The following is a 17,630-nucleotide window of genomic DNA, read 5'->3' on the forward strand; positions in this document are numbered from 1 at the left end:
GTCTCGCCGGCGTTTTCTCCTCAGCCGGTGATCGCGCCTACAGTGATCCTCCATTCGCGGAGGTAGCGGTCCTTGGTCACGTCGGCCTGCGTGTACGGGTCGCCGGCGATCAGGGCCTCGACATCCTGCTCGGAGTCGGCCTGGTAGAGGATGGCTCCGCCGGTCAGGTCGTTGTACGGGCCCGCGACGACCAGTGAGCCGGCGTCCTTCAGCTTGTTCAGGTATGCGACGTGGTCGTCCCGGCGCTGCGCGCGCAGGTCGGAGTCGTTGTAGCCGTAGGTCAGCAGGAACAGTGCCACTTGGTTCTCCTTTTCGGTCAGTTCGACAGTCCGTAGACGCGCCGGGCAGTACCGGCGAACACAGCAGATTGGTCTGTTGTGGACAGTGCGTTTCGCCATGCCGTGACGAGCTCCGGCATGGTGGTCCAGAGCTTCTCCACCGGGAAGTTGGTCCCGAACATGGCTCGGTCCGGCCCGAACCAGCCGAGTGTCTCGGTGGCCACGAACGAGATGAACTCGGGATCCAGGCGACGTACGAATGTGCCCTGGCCGGTCAGCTTGACCACGACGTTCGGCAGGGCAGCCAGCTGTGCCATGCCTTCCCGCCACCCGCGCAACGAGGTTTCGTCACGGCTGGTCAGCATCCCGGCGTGGACGAGCACGAAGGTCATGTCCGGGAAGTCGGCCACCAGCGCGGCGGCGTCGGCCATCTGGCCTGCGAACACCTGCAGTTCGAACACCCAGCCGAGATCCGCCAGTGCACCGAGATTGCGACGGAACACCGGATCCTTCATGGTGTCCGGGGCCGGCGCGTAGCGGAACTCCTCCCGTTCGTGCCAGTGCAACTGAAGCCTGGTGCCACGAACGATGGGCAGCTCCGCCTGCTTCTTCATCACCTCGGCGGCGTCAGGGCTGAACAGGTCTGCCGACCCGACCACGGCCGTCGGCCAGCCGGTCGAGAGGTGCAGTTCGTTGAGCCACTGGACCTCGGCCAGCACCTGGTCCAGCGGCCAGTTCGCCTGCACGTACACCGATTGCGTGATCCCGCCCGACCGTGCGTCGGCGATGTACTCCTCGATCAGGTAGTCCCGCTTGATCGGCTCGTACGGCCCGAAGATCCGCGGAACCATCGGGCCGGACAGCCACGGCATGTCCGCTTTCCGCCAGACGTGGTGATGCGAGTCCACTATGTCCACGCGTGCGTTCCTCTCAGCAGCTGGTCACGGGCGGTCTCAAGGTCACGGACACCGCCGAGGGCGTCCACGTGGCCGACGACAGCCGCCATGCCCCGGGTGATGGGCCGGTAGGCCGGGTCGCAAGCCAGCGGAGACCACCAGACGAGCCGGTGCCCCAGCATCGACAGCCTCCGCACAGCCGTTGTCAGTGGCACGCAGTCGCCCCGCTCCAGACCGTCGGACAGCACGAGGATGAGCGCACCGCGCGCCATCCTGAGATGCCGGGCGTTTCCCAGAAACTCCTGAAGTGACGGCCCGATCCGTGTCCCGCCATCGGCGTCGCGAACCACGTCTGCCAGCCCGGCCAAGGCGGCATCGACGTCCCGCGCCCGCAATGCCTTGGTGACATGGGTCAGCGTGGTGCCGAACGTGAACACCTCGGCGCGGGAACACGTGCCCACAACAGCATGCGCGAACCGCAGGTAGTCCGGACTGTGTTGCTTCATCGAGCCGGAGATGTCGATGAGCACCAGCACAGGCCGCTGCCGCTCGAAACGGCGCCGCCACCGCAGGCTGACGATCTCTCCCCCGGACCGCCAGGCCGCCCGATGCACCTCCCGGACGTCCAGCCGGTCGCCGCGCCGGGCAGGCCTACGTCGCCGGGATCGAACCACGGGAACCGCCGCTGGAACAATCCTGCTTAGCTGAGCCAAGATCCGGCGTTCCTCATCCGGTGTCCGGGCGAAGGACGCTCGCCGGTTCAACCGCGACGCACTGGCCGCCAGGCCAGAGCCCTCCCCAACGGCCCGGTCGGGTGGATCGACGCAGTGGCCGCCGGTATCGGGCGCAGGTTGTTCACCAGCGTCCACTTCGGACACACCCGGTCCGCCCCGGAACCAGAGATCGAAGACAGGATCGAAGATCTCCGGATCACGGCTTGAGGTCGTCAGCGTCGTACGGGCGATCCAGTAGAGGTGTGAGACGTCTCGCGGCGGCAACAACGCGATCGCGCGCAAGAAATCCTGCTGTTTGGGTATCGGCACCGGCAGGCCGTGGCGGCGCAGGTCCCGCAGGAACCCACGCATGTGGTCGGCGGCGCCCATGTCAGCCGATCAGCTCCTCGATGTGGCCATGGACCAGCGCCATGTCCTGCTCGTCCTTGATCAGCAGGCCCAGTGCCCGGCGCAGCGCGACCGGCCACGAGTCGCCGGTATCGGCCAGCGCGGCCGCGCCGCGTGCCCACTCGACCGATTCGGCGATCCCCGGTCGCTTGAGCAGGTCCAGCTGACGAGCCCTGGACACCGCGCGCACCAGCGTTTCCGCAGCCTCTTCCTCAATACCAGGCACATGTGCGCGCACGATGGCGCGCTCGCGTTCGGCATCCGGCAACGGAATCCAGTGATACAGACATCGGCGTTTAAGGGCGTCGTGCAGTTCACGGGTACGGTTCGAGGTCAGCACCACCACCGGCGCCTTCGCCGCAGTGACCGTGCCCAGCTCGGGAATGGTGATCTGGAAGTCACTGAGGAACTCCAGCAGGAAGGCCTCGAACTCGCTGTCCGCCCGGTCGATCTCGTCGACCAGCAACACAGCGCCTTCCGCGCACCGCAAACTCTTCAGCAGCGGCCGTTCCAGCAGGAAGGCAGCGTCATACACATCGCCGACGTCAGCGTTACGCGCCTCAGCGGCACGCAGATGCAACAGCTGTTTCGGATAATCCCACTCATACAGTGCCTGTCCGGCGTCCAGGCCCTCGTAGCACTGCAACCGGACCAGTTCACGCCCCAGAACACGGGCGAGCACAGACGCAATCTCGGTCTTGCCCACCCCTGGCTCGCCCTCCAGCAACAGCGGGCGGCCAAGGGTCAATGCCAGGTACACGGCGGTGAGCAGGCCCTCGTCGGCGAAGTACCGCTCTTCCCGCATCCGTTGCGCCAGCTCGGCTTCGTTCATGAGCCATGCAGCGCGTCGAGACCCCGCAGCACTCGTTCCGGGGTGAACGGCATGTGCTCCAGCCGGACGCCGCACGCGTCGAAGATCGCGTTCGCGATGGCCGGGATCGGGCCGTTCGCGGTCATCTCGCCGATGCCTTTGGCGCCGTACGGCCCGTTGGCCGCCGGGCGTTCGATCAGGACACTGTGCTGCTCCGGGATGTCCGCGGCGCCCGGCATCAGGTACTCGGTGAAGTCCGTCGGCCCGTGGTCGCGGACCGGGTAGTACGGCTCGGTGGCCTCGAACAGCGCGTGCGACATGCCCATCCACGCGCCGCCTTCCACCTGCTGGGTGGCCATCACCGGGTGCAGGGCGCGGCCGATCTCGTAGACGCTGTACATCCGCAGCACTTCCACGACCCCGGTCTCGTCGTCCACCTCGACCTCGGCGACTGTGCACGCGTGCGCGTGACAGGAGTCGGGGTCCATCTCGCCGGTCTCCGGCACGAGATCGCTCTTCTCCTTCATGAAGATGCCTCGGCCGGAGATGGTGCGGCCGTGCTTGAAGTGCGCCGCCATCGCCAGATCGGTGATGTGGATCTTCTTCAGCTCGGAGCCCTTGAGCTTGACGTACCCCGAGCCGTCGGTCTCCAGGTCTGCCGCATCGACTTCGAGCTCCTCGGCGGCCACGTCCAGCATCACGGCTCGTGCCTCGGTGGCCGCCATGATCACCGCGTTGCCGATCCGGTGCGTGCCACGGCTGGCGAACGTGCCCATGCAGTGCGGGCCCGTGTCGGTGTCCGCGGTGTCGACCAGAACGTTCTCGACCGGCAGTCCCAACGTCTCGGCGGCGCACTGGGCCACAACGGTGGTGAGCCCCTGACCGAGGTCCACTGAGGACAGCGAGATCACAAAGGTACCTGTGGTGGTGGCGTGGATCAGCGCCTGTGACGGGTCACCACCGAGGTTCATCCCGGTCGGGTAGTTGACCGCCGCGTAGCCCCGCCCGAGCAGCTTGGCCATCACCGTCCTCCCTTCGAGGACATCGACCGGTAGGACTCGGGCAGCTCGTGCCCCACCAGCTCGGCAGCCCGCTGCATGACCTCGATGAGCGCGGTGCCCTCGGCGAGTTTGCGGTGTGCCTTCATATCGCCGTCCCGGTAGGCATTGCGCAGACGCAACTGCAGCGGGTCGATGTCCAGCGCTCGCGCGATTCTGTCCATTTGGGACTCCAGCGCGAAGTCAGCGATCGTGACGCCGAATCCGCGCATCGCGCTTGAGGGAGTTCTGTTGGTGTACACGCAGTGACAGTCGATCCGCACGTTTGGAATCGTGTACGGGCCGGGAAAGTGTGCCGCTGCTTTGGTTGTGCCGTAGGGGGTGTGCCGTGAGTAGGCGCCGGCGTCGATGTACGCGGTCACCTGACGGGCCACGATCTTGCCATCGTTGAGCACGCCGTCCTTGATGTAGATACGTTCCGCAGCACGCGGCGAGGAGATCTGCATTTCCTCGTACCGGCCGTAGACGAACTTCACCGGCCTGTGCGTGACCATCGCGGCCGCACAGGCCACCGGCTCGACGACAACATCGACCTTGCCGCCGAAACCCCCGCCGACAGTGCCACCCACGATGCGCAGCTTGTTGAACTCCGTCTCCAGGATCAGAGCGGTGTTGTCCAGGGTGAAGAAGCACGCCTGGGTGTCGGAGTGGATCCGCAGCCGCCCGTCCGGCTGGGGAACCACCACGCACCCGGTGGTCTCGACCGGCGCCTGCTCGATCGGCGACGACTGGTAGCGCCACTCGAAGATATGGTCTGCCTCGGCGAATCCCGCCGCCACGTCGCCGAGCCGGACCCGGCGGCAGTGGTGCCCCTCGTAGGTGAAGTAGTTTCGGCCGTGGTACTCGTTGACCACAGGAGCGCCCTCAGCCAGCGCCTCCTCCACGTCGAATACCGGGGTCAGGTCTTCGTACTCGACCGTGATCGCCGTGGCGCCCGCGTAGGCCGCGGCTTCGGTCTCGGCCACGACCGCACAGATCGGCTCACCGAGGTAGCGGACCTTGCCCTCGGCCAGGATCGGTTCGTCGTCAGGGGTGACCCCGATCAGCTTCAACGGGGTGTAGAGATTGTTCGGAATATCCTTGTAGGTCAGCACTTTCACGACTCCGGGCACAGCGAGCGCACCGGACGTGTCCACCGACGTGATCCGGGCATGGTGCCGATCCGAGCGGCGCATCTTCAGGTGCAGCAGGCCGGCTGGGCGCACGTCCTCGAAGAACTCGGTACGCCCGGTCACATGCCCACGAGCGTCGACCCGGTCGACGACCTTACCGATCGCGGTGAAGTCGGGATCATCTTCGCGCTCGTCGGCGAAGTACGTGCTGTCGATCGGAGTGCGACGGTAGGACATCAGGCCTGTCCCCCGTTCCGCGCCGCCTTGCGACGATCGGCGGCGTCCAGCACCGCTGTCACGATCGGCTCATACCCCGTGCAGCGACAGACGTTGCCGGAGATCGCCTCGACGACGTCAGCCCTGGTCGGGTCTGGGTTCTCGGCCAGCAGCGCCTCAGCGGTCATGATCATCCCCGCGGTGCAGAACCCGCACTGGGTGGCGAAGTCCTCCAGGAAGGCACTTTGGACCTCGTCGAGTTCGCCGTCGGTCGCAACGCCTTCCAGCGTCCGCACCGACGATCCGTCGACCGTCTCCACCGCGACCAGGCACGACGGGACAGGCTGATCATCCAGCAGTACCGTGCAGGATCCGCACGCTCCCTGTGCGCAGCCCCTCTTGGCGGCGGTGAGCCCGAGAGCGTCGCGCAGCGCGGTCAGCAGCGAGGTTCCAGGCTGGGCGATGAACTCCTGCTGCCGGTCGTTGACAGCCAGGGACACGATCCGGGAAGCCATGTGCGTACCTTTCGCTACTCGCCGAGCAGGGCCCTGCGGACGTGGACGGGGAGAACGCGGGCGCGGTACCAGGCGGACGCGTAGGCGTCGTCGAAGGGTTCGATGCCTTCGCGGGCCGCCTCGGCAGCAGATTCCACAGTGGACCTGTCGAATACTCCCCCGAGTAACGCCTGTTCGGCGGCATGCGCCCGAATCGGACGTGGGGCAACCCCGCCGAGCGCGATCCGCACACTGCGGACCACGCCGTCCTCGACGGCCACCACTGCGGCGACGGTGACGATCGACGCGGAGTTGTGCTTACGCCGCATGGCCTTGCGGTAGAACCAGGTTCCTTTCCGGGGCAGTTCGAAGTGCACAGTGGAGACGATCTCCCCCGGGTTTGCGCTCAGTTCGCCGACCGAGACCTCGCGTGTGCCGTCACGGCCGACGATCTCGACACGCGCATCAAGAGCCAGGAGTGCCACGGCGAGATCGCCGTGGGGCTGGGCGACGAAGAGGTTGCCGCCCACTGTGGCCAGGTTGCGTACTGGCGGTGAGGCGATCGACCGGATCACCGGGTGCAGGAAGCGCAGGCCGTCGTACGCGCCGATCTTCGCCAGAGTGGTCGCGGCACCGAGTGTCGCCGTCGTGTGATCGACATGGATCTCGTCGAGGCCTGCCTTGCGCAGCGAAACCAACCGATCAACCGGGATCGCGCCGGTGTTCACCCGGGGCATCACCACAGTGCCGCCGCTGACGATCCATCCGCCTTGCCGGAGCAGGTCAACCGCCTCTGCCGCAGACGATGGCAGGAGCACGCTCGATAGCACAGAACCTCCCAGTGAGGCCACTTTGCTCGATTATCGATAATTGATAACCTGAGTCCGACGGTACGGTTCACCCAGGACACCGTCAAGACCTCCAGAAGGACCGCATGACCGAGACCCAGCCGCTCCCCCGGCTCACGCTGAGCCGGCAGATCCGCGACGCGCTCGTCCGGCGCATCGTCTCCGGCGAACTCCAGCCAGGCGAACGGCTCATCGAGACGCGCATCGCGGAGAGCTACGGCACGAGTCAGGCCCCGGTCCGCGAGGCCCTGCGCGAGCTGGAGACGATCGGCCTGGTCGAGACCAAGCCGCGGCGCGGCACGTTCGTCCGCCATTTCATCCAACAAACCCTGCGGGAAAGCTACGTCGTACGCGCCGCGCTCGAGGAGGCCGCGACGCGGTTGGCGCTCCCCTCAGGCACCCTCCCCTTCGACGCCCTACGCGCCGATGTCGCCGCCCTGCACGACGCAGCACGCCGCGGTGACGTGCAGGCAGTCGGGGCCGCCAGCGTGTCCTTCCATCGGCACGTCATCGACGCCGCGCACAACGAGCTACTCAAGAACGCCTGGGAGGCGCTTCAGATCGAGGCACGCACCGCGGCCACCCTCGTCGCCGTCGAACCTGACCTCGACGAGGTCGCCAACGAGCATGAAGAACTGCTGAACGTCCTGCTGTCGGGCGATCTCGACGCCGCATGCCAGCTCACCCGCGACCATCAATGGCACTACGCCGACCTACCGCACGACGCCCACGGACGGACCCGCCTATGAAGGACGCTGTGCACGGGCTGACGGCTTCGAGCGGCAGCACCCGTTAGCCGTCAGGAAGTCCAAGGTGGACTGATGCAGCCGGGCCCGGTGTGGAACGGTTCCCCACGCATGGTCGGCGCCCGCGACGACCTCCAACTCGGCATTGCCGGCGTAGTACTCGAGATATCGGCGTGCGTACTCGACCGGGGTGATGTCGTCCTTGTCGCCGTGAATGATGCGGACAGGCCCGCCGTAGCCCGCTGAGCGCCCGTAGACGTCAAGCCCGGCGATGTCATCGACGAGAGCCTGGCTCACGCGGTGGCCGTCAGCGTCGAAGTACCCCTTTTCCGCGATCTCCGCGGCAAGGCTGCGCCCTTTGAGGTACCCGCCGCCGACCTCGAACGGAGCCACAGCCGCAGGCGACCACAGGCACAGCGCCCGGATTCCGGGCTCCTCGGCGGCGACAATGCCCGCGACCACACCGCCCATGCTCATCCCGACCAGACCGACCCGGTCGGGATCAACGACGTCGAAGGCACGGACCGACCGCACCACCGACCGCGCTTCCGCGATCTCGCCCGAGATCGTGACGTCGAAGAAGTCACCGTCGCTTTCACCATGCCCGGAAAGGTCCACTCGCACCGACGCGATGCCGTTGTCGGCCAGCAACCGCGACATCCCGACGAACGAAGGAAGCTCGAACCGGTTGGAGGTGAAGCCGTGCACGAAGACCACCACCGGCCACCGCGTTCCCGGCGAACCGTCCGGAATGTGCACGGTGGACCGTAACGTCAGGCCGTCGTGCTCGAAGTCGTGGTACCGGATCACACCATCCCCAAAACTGGCCGTTCACTGACTCGTGTCAGTAGAGTATGCCCACGGTAACCTGGGTCCACCGGGGCTAACAAGAGGCAATCCGGGCGCATGACAAAAACCTGACCCGCCAGAAGCGTTGACCACGGAGACGCAAGCCTTGGGCCGGTCCGTTCCAGCGCAGCGACGGGGCCCGGCAACAGAGCGCGCTGGATCTCATGAATTCAGCCGGCTGACGGCTCGAACTCTGGAAGATCTTCCACAACATGGACGCCTTCGATTGAAGCCAGATCCCTACCGCGGGTCGATGGAGATCGAGTCGAGGGCGCGGCGGATGAGATCGGGAAGTGCGCCGCCGTGGTCGAGCCAGTCGTCCAGGGAGATACGGACGGCGGTCATCGCGAGGGCAGCGAGCAGGCGCGGCCGGGGGTCACGTTCGGTGAGGGCAGAGAAACGCGGGGTCAGCAGTTCGGCGATGGCGTGTTCGTAACGCTGGTAGGTCTGCGCGGTCCAGGCGCTGAGGGTCGCTGAGGAGCGGGTGAGCCGAGCGAGTTCGCGGATCTGGTCGTGGTGTGCGGGGAACTCGTCGGCGAGTTCGGCGAAGGCCACGACCAGCGTTTCCTGCGCGGACAGGTGGTCGGGCTGGTGGGCTATCGCCTCGGCGACGAGGGTGAGCCAGGGACCGGTGATGCCTTCCGCGACCGCGCTTTCCTTGGTGTCGTAGTAGCGGAAGAAGGTCGCCCGCGCGACTTCGGCGTCCGCCGCGATCTGCTCCACGGTGGTGCTGGCGACGCCATGCAGACCGGCGAGCCGGGCTGCCGAAGCGGCGATCCGGGCGTTTGTCGCCCGCCTCTTGCGGACTGCGAGACCCTCCGGTTCACTGTGAGACCCAGGGTGAGACATAGTCTCATTCTAGACGATGTCTCACCCTGGTCTCACCCCTTTCCAGGAAAGGCGGCTGCTGATGGAGTTCAACCTCGCCGACCTGTTCGAGGACATCGCCGACGCGATCCCTGACCGGGATGCCCTGTACACCGAGGGACGGACGCTGACCTACCGGCAGCTTGACCAGCGCGCCAACCGGCTGGCCCACCACTTCACCGCGGCCGGTGTCCGCGCCGGTGATCACGTCGGCTGCCACATGACCAATGGCGCCGAGTACCTGGAGACCATGATCGCGCTGTTGAAGATCCGCGCTGTGCCCATCAACGTGAACTTCCGGTACGTCCGCGACGAGTTGCGATACCTCTACGACAACGCGGACCTCGTCGGACTGGTGTACGACACCGAATTCGCCGACCGTGTGGCCGCCGTTCTGCCGGACGTGCCGCGGTTACGGCACTTACTGGCCGTCGGCTCCGGTGACGGGCTGCCTGGCGGCGCCCTTCGGTACGAAGATGCGCTGAGGACCCAACCCGACGACCGCGCGGGATTCCCCGAACGTTCCGCCGACGACCTGATGATCATCTACACCGGCGGCACCACCGGCATGCCCAAGGGCGTCGTGTGGCGGCACGAGGATCTGCTGTTCGGCGGTATGAGCGGCGGGTCGGAACCCCTTGCCAAACCTGAGGACGCCGGCCCTCGCGCGGCGGCCACCGCTCCTTTGGTGATGTTCGCCGCGCCGCCCCTCATGCACGGCACGGCCGTCCTGGCCGCGTTCATCGCTTTCCTGGCCGGCGGCAAGGTCTGCCTCATTCGCAAGTACTCCGGCGAGGGAGCGGTCCGCATCATCCAGGAGCAGGGCTGCCAGACCATGATGATCGTCGGTGACGCGATGGCCATGCCGATCATCGAAGCCCTGGACGCCGCGCCCCAGGCCCTGCCGTCGCTGCAGATCATCGCCAGCGCGGGTGCCCTGCTCACCCAACCCGTGCGGGACCGGCTCCAGGCGCACCTGCCGAATCTGTTCATAGTGGACAGTTTCGGGTCCACCGAAACCGGCCATAGTGGAGCCGGTGTGACTTCGGGACGACACTTCACCGTCAACGACAGCACCACGGTTCTCGACGACACGTTCAAACCTGTCGCCCCTGGCAGTGGCGTAGTCGGTCAGGTGGCTCGTCGCGGGCACATCGCACAGGGCTACTACGGCGATCCCGACAAGACGGCGCGCACGTTCGTCGAGGTCGATGGCGTCCGTTGGGTCCTGTCCGGCGATCTGGCCACTGTGGACGCCGACGGCTCCGTCCACTTCCTCGGGCGCAGCTCCATCTGCATCAACTCCGGCGGCGAGAAGATCTACCCCGAGGAGGTCGAGGCCGCGCTCAAAACCCACCCCGCGATCACCGATGCCGTCGTCGCCGGCATCCCCGATGCCCGCTGGGGCCAGAAAGTCGCGGCGGTGCTCCAGTTCCACCCCACCGCGGCCGCCCCGAGCCCGCAAGACCTCGAAACCCACCTCGCCCCGCTCGTCGCGCGCTACAAACTCCCCCGCTTCACCCACGTCGTCCCCCGCATCCAACGCTCCCCCTCCGGCAAACCTGACTACAGATGGGCCACCGAAACCCTCACCCAGGCCGCCGGCCTGGACCAGCCTTGACCCTGTCCATCCAGGGCCGTGAGATTCAGGTCACATTCAGGGAACCGGCATCACACTCCGAGTGCCTGGATCGCTCTCCTTTCCGAACGCATCCGCGACGGAAGGCTCTACGATGGACAACCCCTTGCCGGACTCGGCGGCGGCCTCTTGCGGAGGCGAGCCGCCGGATCCGGTGACCGGCACCGCGACACAGGTGTTCAACGACCACCGTGAGCTGCTTTTCTCCATTGTCTACAACATGCTCGGCACTGTCGCCGACACCGAGGATGTACTGCAGGAGACCTGGCTGTCGTGGACGGCCCGAAACCAGGGACCGGGCGCGGAACGGATCGACCACCCACGCGCCTACCTGGTGCGGATCGCGGTGAACCGGGCGCTGGCGCACCAGGCCATCCTCAACCGCCGCCGCGAGACCTACGTCGGGTCATGGCTGCCTGAACCGCTCGTCAGTCCCCTCACCGACGCTCCGGTCCCCCACGACGGCGCCGATGCGGCACTGCGCGCCGAGTCAGTGTCGATGGCGCTGCTGGTGATCCTGGAAACCCTTACGCCGCTTGAACGCGGAGTGTTCGTCCTGCACGAGGTGTTCGGCTACGCCCACACCGAGATCGCGGAAATCCTCGGCCGCAGCCCCGCGGCGATTCGCCAGCTCGCCCATCGCGCCCGCGAGCACGTCCATGCCCGGCGTCCTCGCTACGAGCCCGACCCGCACGTCCGGCAGCAGGTGACCGAACGGTTCATGGCCGCCGCGATCGGCGGTGACCTGGACGCCCTCCTGGAGATCCTGGCGCCCGACGTGACCCTGTGGGGCGACGGCGGCGGCCAGGTTCAGGCAGCCGGGGGGCCGCTGCGGGGCCGGGACGAGGTGGCTCGCCTGATCGCCGATATCGGCCCCAGCACGGGCAAGGGCCTCGACATCGCCTACCGCAGCGTCAACGGCGACCCGTCAGCGTTGCTGTTCGCCGGTGGCACCCCCTACGCCGTCATCGTCCTCGATCTCACTCCGGACGGCGACCAGGTGTGCGGGATCTACGCCGTGTCCGATCCGGACAAGCTCTCTCACGTCGACTGACCATCAAGGACAATCAAGTGCGGAAAATTGCGTCCCTGCCCAGTGGCAGGGTGGCGAAATGGGTCGTCGTCGCCCTCTGGATCGCTCTGCTGATCCCGGCCGTCATGCTGGCCGGCAGGCTCGGTGACGTCGAGGAGAACGACAATTCGGCCTGGCTGCCCGGCAACGCGGAGTCGACCAAGGTCGTCGACCGGGCCACGAGGTTCCAGCCCGCCGACACCGTGCCCGCGATCGTGGTCTACGACCGGCCGGCGGGCATCACCCCCGCCGACATGACCAAGGCCCAAGCCGACGCTGAGGCCTTCGAGGGTGTCGAAGGCGTCGTGGGGCAGCCGCAGGGTCCCACGACGGCCGAGGACGGCAAGGCCATCCAGACCGTGGTCCAGGTACGCAAGGACAAGGAAGGCTGGGAAGGGATCGGCCGGGTGGTCGACGCGATGACCGAGGTCGGTCAGCGCAACGCCGACGGCCTCGGGTTCCACATCACCGGACCGGCCGGTCACGCGTCCGACTCGATCAAGGCCTTCAGCTCGGGAGGCGACCTGACCGTGATCACCGCGTTGGTGGTGGTCGCCATTCTGCTGCTCACCTACCGCAGCCCATGGCTGCCACTGCTACCGCTGGTGACCGCAGGCGCCGCCCTGATGACGTCGGAGGCAGTGATCTATCTGCTGGCGGAGAACGCCGGGCTCACCGTCAACAAGCAGACCAGCTTCATCCTGACCGTGCTGGTGTTCGGCGCCGCCACTGACTACGCGTTGCTGCTCACCTCACGGTATCGGGAGGAGCTACGGCGCCACGAGGACCGGCACAAGGCGATGGCGGAGGCCCTGCGCCGCTCCGGTCCCGCGATCATCGCCAGCGCCGCGACCGTCGCGGTCAGCCTGATGCTGCTGATGCTGGCCACCCTCAACTCCACGCAGGGGCTCGGCCCGGCCAGTGCCATCGGCATCCTCGTCGGGCTGCTCGCCATGGTCACTCTGATGCCGGCCCTGCTGGTCATCTGCGACCGCTGGGTCTTCTGGCCGGTGAAGCCGGCGTACGGATCGGCCGGCCCTGCAAAGCAGGGCATCTGGACCAAGGTCGGCGCCGCTGTCTCCGACCGGCCCCGGATCGTGTGGATCGGCACCGCGCTCGTTCTCGGCGTCATGGTGCTCGGGGCATTGGGGCTCAAGGCCGACGGGCTGTCGGCGAAGGACCAGTTCACCGGCAAGCCGCAGATGGCCGTCGGTGAGGAGATCCACTCCAGGCATTTCCCAGCCGGTGCGGGTGACCCCATCTACGTCGTGGCCAAGGCCGCCTCGGCCGAGCAGGTGCGGATCGCACTGTCCGGCGTGCCCGGAATCGCCGGCGTCTCGCCGCCGATGGTCAAGAACGGCGAGGCCATCATGCTCGGGGAGCTCAAGGACGCTCCCAGCAGCACGGCCGCCATAAGCACTGTCGAGCAGGCCAGAACCGCGGTCCACAAGATCGAGGGCGCGGACGCCGAGGTCGGCGGCAACACGGCAATCCTGCTCGATACGCAGCAAGCGGCCACCCGCGACGCCGAGGTGATCATCCCCATCGTGCTGCTCGTGGTGTTCCTCATCCTCGCGCTGCTGTTGCGCGCGATCGTCGCGCCGCTGCTGCTCATGGCCACAGTGGTGCTGTCGTTCGGAGCAGCCCTCGGTGTGAGCAGCCTGGTGTTCGACCACGTGTTCCAGTTCGCCGGGGCGGAGGCCTCGTTCCCGCTGCTGACGTTCGTGTTCCTGGTCGCACTCGGCGTCGACTACAACATCTTCCTGGTCACCCGGGTACGGGAAGACGCGCTGCTGCACGGCACCCGGCGCGGTGCGCTGACAGGCCTGTCCGCCACCGGGGGTGTGATCACCTCGGCGGGTCTGGTGCTGGCCGGCACCTTCGCGGCGATGGCCTCGCTACCGCTGGTGTTCGCGGCTGAACTCGGGTTCGCGGTGGCGTTCGGCGTCCTGCTGGACACCATGGTCGTCCGCTCCGTGCTGGTCACCGCGCTGACCCTGGATGTGGGCCGATGGATGTGGTGGCCCGGCAAACTGTTCAGGCAGCACGACGATCCCCGGCCGCAGGCGGGCAGGCCCGATCACGAACCGGCTTCCGCACGTTTGCATGATCGTGCAAGTCATTGACATGCGACGGTGCTCCGTGAAATCTCCGTTCGCCGGGAGGGGCGGCTATTCCACCAAGAACGGGGATGCGTAGATGCGCAAGAGAACACTGCTTGTGGCAGTGGTCATGCTGGGCACCGTCAGCCAAGTGCCGCAGGCGGCGGGGGCGACCAGGACGGAGATAGCCGGGGCGTCACCGACCTCGCCGGCGTTGCTCCTGAGCGGGGACTCCGTCGCCTACAACCCGGCCGGGGACCCGCCGACGTGGTACGCGACCGCGGAAGCCTACGACTCGGGGACCGCCGCGTCTCCGACGAGATCCGTGTTCGGCGGGTACGTCAACCACTACGACGCTGACGGTTCCTCGCAGAACGGTCAACTGGTCTCGACCGACGGCGGCCAGACATTCAGCACATCCACGCAGCAGGGGTTCGAAGCCAGCGCGAGGCTCATGGACGGCCGGGTCATCGACGCACAGTTCCTTGGCCAGACCTCGGATTCGTTGCAGCAGCGCCGTCTTGTCATGCGCTACTCGAGCAATGACGGTGCGACGTTCCCGGCCACGGTGACCGCGCCGGTCAACATCGCGCCGCAGAGGTTCCTCGCCGACAGCGCCAACTTCTATCCCACGTCGATGATCCAGGTGCCCAACGGGCCGCTGCTGATGGCGGGGTACGCGAACCTGCAGACCGGCGGCATTTCCGCGCTGCTCATGCAGAGCACCGACGCCGGGCAGTCCTGGACGTTACGCAACACGATCGCCCAGGGCACGTCCGCTCGTACCTACTCCGAGACGACCATCGCCCTGAACTCCGACGGGGACCTGCTGGCGGTGAGCCGGTCGTCCACCTACGACAACCTGTGGATACAGCGGTCCACCGACCTCGGGGAGAACTGGACCGGTGCGCTGCGGGCGATCCCCGAGTTCGCCGCCGACTCCGCGGGCAACCGCCCCTTCGGCCGGATCAACCCCCGGCTCGCGCTGCTGCCGAACGGGATCCTGGCCCTGGTCGCCGGCCGGCCGGACAACCACATCGCGTTGTCCTACGACGGCAAAGGCACCTCGTGGAACATCAAGAAAATGTTCTACGACAACCATTCGAAGAACGACCCGCAGAACCTGAACGAGGGCACCAGCGGCAACGCGGACTTCGCCTGGACGGAGGCCAACCGCGCCGTACTGCTGGCCGACAGCTGTCACGCCATCACCTTCCAGGGCGCGCACTACAACAAGTGCACCTGGCACAACGCCCCGATGTCCGGTGGTACCACGGAGTTCCAGATCAAACGCGTCATGGCCGACATCCTGACCGCCGACACGGGCAAGATCGACCTCGCCGGGAAGGCGCAGCTGAGCGGTGATCTGGCCGCGGTCGCGGGGCACAGCAGGACAGGCCTGCGCGGCGCGGTCGACGGCAGCACCGAACTGTGGTCGAGCGCGATCAAACAAGGCGATTCGGGCACGTTCGACATGGCCCTCGACCGTCAGTACACGCTGTCCAAGGTCGGTCTGAGCCTGGCGCTCGGCGGTACGCAGAGTGCGACCGTACAGACCAAATTGGACGCGGGCGACGCCTGGCAGGACTGGTACACAGTGAACAACCAGGAAAGCCAGGCACTGCGGTATGCCTCCGTCACGCCAAGGAAAGCCCAGTACGTGCGGGTGGTGACCGGTGCCGCGTCGTACTGCCCGCCTGGGGTGGCCGCGCCGTGCAGCATGCTCAACGAGGTCGAACTGTTCGCCAACGACGTGGACTCGTTCGAGAACGACCCGGTCAACGGCATTCCCCGCGGGTACTCCCTGGACTACACAGTGGACGATCAGGGCAAGGGCCACCAGGGCGTGTGGGTCACGACCGCGACGGGTGGCAGCGGCAGCAGCCGTGCGCTGTTCATCAGGGACGACACCTCCCAGCACCGGCCCGCAGTGCGCCGGGTCGACTCGTCCAGCGCCGTCAAGACGGTGGAATTCCGGTTCCGTCCGCAGCAGTGGCGGACGGCCGGCCCTGCCTCGAGCATGCTGTTCGACCTGCTGGGCACACCGGTCAACGGTGTGCGGCAACAGGCCTACCACTTCGCACTCTGGTCCGACGGCACGATCCGCTACTACTCCAACGGATGGAAGCAGGTCGGCACCGGACGGGCGTTCGATCCGTCCACCGCCCTGTGGTCGACCATCAAGGTCAGGGCCACCACGACTCAGGCCACCGTCACAGTCAACGGCGTGACGATCGGGACCGCGCCCCGCACCGACGGCGCGACCAGCAACCTGACCGGGCACGAGTTCTCCGCCAGCAGCACACCTGACGCCGACGAGACATTCATCGTGGACGACGTCTACACAAGCAACAGCTGAGGATGATCCGATCCGTGGAAGGGCCTGGCTCTTCCACGGATCGCCACGACGCCCACAGGTACTTGCAGCTCAGCGAACCTGAGATCACCTGTTGTTGATCGAGTCTTGACCGACGGCCTAGTCTTTGGGACGAACGAAGCCTGGGGGCAGGCTGGCAGTGGTTCCTCTGACCGGTACTGGCGGGTGTCGTGCTGAAAATCTTCTTCACTCCTGACGATCTGACGAGAACCAGGATCTCCGCAGCGCCGCAGCCGATGTGGGAGACCGTGCTGAGCCTGCATCGGCTGCGTAAACGTGACAGCGGTATGGTCTTCGACGAGTGGCGGCGTGCGACCGTGGCCAAGGTGCCCTCGTCCACGCGGATGCTGACCGATCTGGTGCCCATGTCCGGGTACTACGCGGACTTCCTCACCCCGATGCCTGACGTGATCTCCCTCAACGAGGGGGTATCCGCCGTGCTCAGCACGCCGAGGCGGCGGCTGCTCACCGATGTGGCCACGCTGGCGGACGAGCGGCGGCTGCCGACGTGGACCGCGGATCTCAGCGCTGGACGGCCCGACACGATGCGGCAGCTCGGCAAGGCCGTCGTGAACTACTTCGATGTCTGTCTGGCCGCGTACTGGCCGCAAGTGCGGACCGCGGTGGAACGGGAACGTGCCAGGCAGACCGCACTGCTCGCCAACGGTGGCCTGGAGGCGGTGCTGCGCGGGCTGCACCCGTCGGCTCGCTGGCAGTACCCGGTCCTGGAGATCGCGTACTCGGTCGACCGCGAGCTGCATCTGAAGGGCAGAGGCCTGCGTCTGGTGCCTTCGTTCTTCTGCATGGGCACGCCGACGACGTTCCGCGACGATGCGTTCGAACCCGCCCTGGTGTATCCGATCAGTCACGAGATGGGCTGGTCGCGGTCTGCGGAGACACCCCGCCCGCTGTCGGTTCTGCTTGGCCCGACCAGAGCCAAGGTGTTCGAGGCGATCGCCAAGAGTCCTTGCACCACAAGCGATCTGGCTCGACGGACGGGGACGACCGTATCGACGGCCAGCCGGCAGACCGCGGTGTTGCGGTCTGCCGGCCTGGTCACGAGCCGGCGCAATGGCCAGTCAGTGCTGCATTCGCTTACCTCACAAGGCCATCTGCTGCTTGCGGATCCGTCCGCCTGAACGGC

General features: G+C 66.8%; 16 protein-coding genes. 6 read left to right on the forward strand and 10 right to left on the reverse strand.

Features of this window, described 5'->3' with window-relative positions; genetic code table 11:
- Positions 1-20: 20 nt before the first annotated feature.
- Genes JOF56_RS40450 through JOF56_RS40485 form a run of 8 tightly spaced genes read right to left on the reverse strand, consistent with a single transcriptional unit; the run spans position 21 to position 6,804 of the window.
- Positions 21-299, reverse strand: coding sequence for a YciI family protein (locus JOF56_RS40450; RefSeq protein WP_209644819.1), 279 nt, complete (start codon positions 297-299; stop codon positions 21-23).
- A gap of 17 nt (positions 300-316) precedes the next feature.
- Complete coding sequence (locus JOF56_RS40455) at positions 317-1,195, reverse strand: amidohydrolase family protein (RefSeq protein ID WP_209644821.1); 879 nt, start codon at positions 1,193-1,195, stop codon at positions 317-319.
- Positions 1,186-2,277, reverse strand: a complete 1,092-nt coding sequence (locus tag JOF56_RS40460) for a vWA domain-containing protein (RefSeq protein WP_209644823.1) — start codon at positions 2,275-2,277, stop codon at positions 1,186-1,188. Before JOF56_RS40460 ends, JOF56_RS40455 begins: the two co-directional genes overlap by 10 nt.
- A gap of 1 nt (position 2,278) precedes the next feature.
- On the reverse strand, positions 2,279-3,127 hold the full coding sequence (locus tag JOF56_RS40465) for an AAA family ATPase (protein ID WP_209644825.1): 849 nt from the start codon (positions 3,125-3,127) through the stop codon (positions 2,279-2,281).
- Positions 3,124-4,128, reverse strand: a complete 1,005-nt coding sequence (locus tag JOF56_RS59715) for a xanthine dehydrogenase family protein molybdopterin-binding subunit (protein ID WP_209644826.1) — start codon at positions 4,126-4,128, stop codon at positions 3,124-3,126. Before JOF56_RS59715 ends, JOF56_RS40465 begins: the two co-directional genes overlap by 4 nt.
- Positions 4,128-5,513 (reverse strand): xanthine dehydrogenase family protein molybdopterin-binding subunit, encoded by a 1,386-nt coding sequence (locus JOF56_RS59720; protein ID WP_209644828.1) that lies wholly within the window; start codon positions 5,511-5,513, stop codon positions 4,128-4,130. Before JOF56_RS59720 ends, JOF56_RS59715 begins: the two co-directional genes overlap by 1 nt.
- Positions 5,513-6,007 (reverse strand): (2Fe-2S)-binding protein, encoded by a 495-nt coding sequence (locus tag JOF56_RS40480; protein WP_209644830.1) that lies wholly within the window; start codon positions 6,005-6,007, stop codon positions 5,513-5,515. The genes JOF56_RS59720 and JOF56_RS40480 overlap by 1 nt, the downstream gene beginning before the upstream one ends.
- A 14-nt stretch (positions 6,008-6,021) precedes the next feature.
- Positions 6,022-6,804, reverse strand: coding sequence for an FAD binding domain-containing protein (locus tag JOF56_RS40485; RefSeq protein ID WP_209644831.1), 783 nt, complete (start codon positions 6,802-6,804; stop codon positions 6,022-6,024).
- A 116-nt stretch (positions 6,805-6,920) separates the two neighbouring features.
- Between JOF56_RS40485 and JOF56_RS40490 the strand changes: the two genes are divergently transcribed.
- Complete coding sequence (locus JOF56_RS40490; protein ID WP_209644833.1) at positions 6,921-7,583, forward strand: GntR family transcriptional regulator; 663 nt, start codon at positions 6,921-6,923, stop codon at positions 7,581-7,583.
- Here JOF56_RS40490 and JOF56_RS40495 read toward each other — a convergent pair.
- Together JOF56_RS40495 and JOF56_RS40500 are read right to left on the reverse strand one after the other, a co-directional pair.
- A complete protein-coding gene (locus tag JOF56_RS40495; protein ID WP_209644835.1) occupies positions 7,578-8,390 on the reverse strand; it encodes an alpha/beta hydrolase family protein in 813 nt (270 codons plus the stop codon). The two genes, JOF56_RS40490 and JOF56_RS40495, sit on opposite strands and share 6 nt — an antisense overlap.
- Positions 8,391-8,669: 279 nt before the next feature.
- On the reverse strand, positions 8,670-9,278 hold the full coding sequence (locus JOF56_RS40500) for a TetR family transcriptional regulator (RefSeq protein ID WP_209644836.1): 609 nt from the start codon (positions 9,276-9,278) through the stop codon (positions 8,670-8,672).
- Between the two features lie 61 nt (positions 9,279-9,339).
- Here JOF56_RS40500 and JOF56_RS40505 point away from each other — a divergent pair, with 61 nt between their 5' ends.
- The 5 genes from JOF56_RS40505 (at position 9,340) to JOF56_RS40525 (ending at position 17,625) form a co-directional block, all read left to right on the forward strand.
- Positions 9,340-10,917, forward strand: a complete 1,578-nt coding sequence (locus JOF56_RS40505) for an acyl-CoA synthetase (protein ID WP_209644838.1) — start codon at positions 9,340-9,342, stop codon at positions 10,915-10,917.
- Between the two features lie 112 nt (positions 10,918-11,029).
- Positions 11,030-11,989, forward strand: a complete 960-nt coding sequence (sigJ, locus tag JOF56_RS40510) for an RNA polymerase sigma factor SigJ (protein WP_209644840.1) — start codon at positions 11,030-11,032, stop codon at positions 11,987-11,989.
- Positions 11,990-12,006: 17 nt separating this feature from the next.
- Entirely contained in the window at positions 12,007-14,133 is a 2,127-nt protein-coding gene (locus JOF56_RS40515; RefSeq protein WP_307855473.1) for an MMPL family transporter, read from the forward strand.
- Positions 14,134-14,206: 73 nt separating this feature from the next.
- Complete coding sequence (locus JOF56_RS40520) at positions 14,207-16,468, forward strand: sialidase family protein (RefSeq protein WP_209644841.1); 2,262 nt, start codon at positions 14,207-14,209, stop codon at positions 16,466-16,468.
- Positions 16,469-16,656: 188 nt separating this feature from the next.
- Complete coding sequence (locus JOF56_RS40525; protein ID WP_209644843.1) at positions 16,657-17,625, forward strand: ArsR/SmtB family transcription factor; 969 nt, start codon at positions 16,657-16,659, stop codon at positions 17,623-17,625.
- Positions 17,626-17,630 lie beyond the last annotated feature (5 nt).

This window comes from Kibdelosporangium banguiense, assembly GCF_017876405.1.
Classification (GTDB): Bacteria; Actinomycetota; Actinomycetes; order Mycobacteriales; family Pseudonocardiaceae; genus Kibdelosporangium; species Kibdelosporangium banguiense.

What these genes read in the sequence shown, in the direction of transcription:
- JOF56_RS40460 (WP_209644823.1), bottom strand. Translation starts at nt 2,277, where the DNA reads ATGGGCGCCGCCGACCACATGCGTGGGTTCCTGCGGGACCTGCGCCGC.
- JOF56_RS40465 (WP_209644825.1), bottom strand. Translation starts at nt 3,127, where the DNA reads ATGAACGAAGCCGAGCTGGCGCAACGGATGCGGGAAGAGCGGTACTTC.
- JOF56_RS59715 (WP_209644826.1), bottom strand. Translation starts at nt 4,128, where the DNA reads ATGGCCAAGCTGCTCGGGCGGGGCTACGCGGCGGTCAACTACCCGACC.
- JOF56_RS59720 (WP_209644828.1), bottom strand. Translation starts at nt 5,513, where the DNA reads ATGTCCTACCGTCGCACTCCGATCGACAGCACGTACTTCGCCGACGAG.
- JOF56_RS40480 (WP_209644830.1), bottom strand. Translation starts at nt 6,007, where the DNA reads ATGGCTTCCCGGATCGTGTCCCTGGCTGTCAACGACCGGCAGCAGGAG.
- JOF56_RS40490 (WP_209644833.1), top strand. Translation starts at nt 6,921, where the DNA reads ATGACCGAGACCCAGCCGCTCCCCCGGCTCACGCTGAGCCGGCAGATC.
- JOF56_RS40500 (WP_209644836.1), bottom strand. Translation starts at nt 9,278, where the DNA reads ATGTCTCACCCTGGGTCTCACAGTGAACCGGAGGGTCTCGCAGTCCGC.
- JOF56_RS40505 (WP_209644838.1), top strand. Translation starts at nt 9,340, where the DNA reads ATGGAGTTCAACCTCGCCGACCTGTTCGAGGACATCGCCGACGCGATC.
- sigJ (WP_209644840.1), top strand. Translation starts at nt 11,030, where the DNA reads ATGGACAACCCCTTGCCGGACTCGGCGGCGGCCTCTTGCGGAGGCGAG.
- JOF56_RS40520 (WP_209644841.1), top strand. Translation starts at nt 14,207, where the DNA reads ATGCGCAAGAGAACACTGCTTGTGGCAGTGGTCATGCTGGGCACCGTC.